General features: G+C 57.5%; 1 protein-coding gene. It reads left to right on the plus strand.

The window, feature by feature from the left end; translation table 11 throughout:
• Positions 1-642: hypothetical protein (locus ABJK56_RS02055; protein ID WP_347243002.1), on the plus strand; the 642-nt coding region annotated here is incomplete at its 5' end.
• Positions 643-1,533 lie beyond the last annotated feature (891 nt).

Genomic DNA, 1,533 nt, shown 5'->3' on the forward strand with positions numbered 1-1,533 from the left:
GGAAAAAAATGTGTCGTCGCCGAGGATGATGGCGTCCCAGAAAGTCATACACCGTTCAGGTGTCTTCGTTCAGCAGTTGGGTGCATGGGGTATGGCACGGCTAAAACGGCTCTGGTCCTCAACTGGACCAGGCGATTGCCTCCCGGAAGCGCGGGAAGCCCCGGTGAGGGCTCCATTGAGATCGGGTTTGGTAAACCGTCCAGACCCCACCGTACCGCGCGACAAATCACAGGGGGCAGATCTTTCATCTGTGGATCCATCCACGGGCGCCAGGTCTTCCTTACGGAATCACAGCGCTCCCGGAAGCAAGGATGCAGAGCGCTCAGCCAGCATCGACTGGCGATGAAGGGGCAGGGGATGCGGGATCGTCTTGGGGGAATGGCATGCGTCGAGGAACGACCGTTGACGCCAGAGTGCAAGCTTGTGGAAAGGCATAGCCCGATCCAAGCCCTGGCAGTAACCGCGCACGTTGCAAATCCAAAAGAAGAGCGCGGTGAATACGGCAGTACACTCCTGGCCGGCATCCTGCCCTTCAGCTCACAAGTTGCCCCACGGGTAAGAGCCTGCGACGGGCTTCTTCCCCTGGCGTGCGGAGAGACGTTCCTGCAAACACCTGCGTGCCAAAAACAAGTCGGATTCTGATGGCGGATACAAGCCGTCGCAGTGCACCAGCCGTCTGCGCTCATTCTGGAAAAGGCTGGTCACGAGGGCGCAGGTGGTTGCCCTCCACTCCGCGCCTCATAACCCCGCTGGGCCCTCGCATGATCCCAGCCGAGACCGTCAGTTCTTCAGGAAGCAGAAGACTTTATCTTAATGACAAGCCTCGATCCTGACCGAAGCGATTCCTCCACGGCGAGCAGATCTCGGTCCATTATCCTTTGTTCCTGGGGAAAAGCCCTCGACCACTGGGAGAGCCCTCTGCGTTGTCTCCGCATCGCGTGACAGATGGGAGTTAGAAAGGGGGCTGGAAAAGCGGTTGCCCGCAGAAGGTGTGGAAAAGCGTAGGCTTTTTCCCTCGTGGGCCAGTTCTTCTCGATTTCCAACCAAGCCCGCAGCCGACACAGACCGCACCTGACGGGCAGGTCCCTCCGGGGAAAGCGGACCTGACGGGCAGGAACCTCGGATCACTGTGCTAGCCCGGATGATTCGGCCCGTCATCCCGGGAAAGTCAAGCGAGTGGGAGAGTGGTCACACGGCTGTTTGACGAGGTGCTTTATCGGTGTCGGAACGTGATGGAGCGGTTGGTGGGGTGGTTAAAAGAATGTCGCCTGCCTGCGACACGAGAAACTGGCGACGCATTTTTTATCGATGATCTATCTCGCATTTATCCACCGATATCTAAAAATTCTATAAGAAACCAGGTTTTCAGAAAGAGACTGAAACCCCTTTAAAATCTTCCACGCGTCCGGTGTTCTCCCCTCGAACCCGAAGCTTGGGAACACCGGGAAGGCCGCATTAGAGGTAACCGGTCAACGGATGGTACACCGAATCCGTGAAGCAGCGGAAGGCGGTGACTCTGGGGAGATGATCTTG

It is taken from the genome of Thermogutta sp. (genome assembly GCF_039793925.1).
In the GTDB taxonomy this organism is placed as follows: Bacteria; Planctomycetota; Planctomycetia; order Pirellulales; family Thermoguttaceae; genus Thermogutta.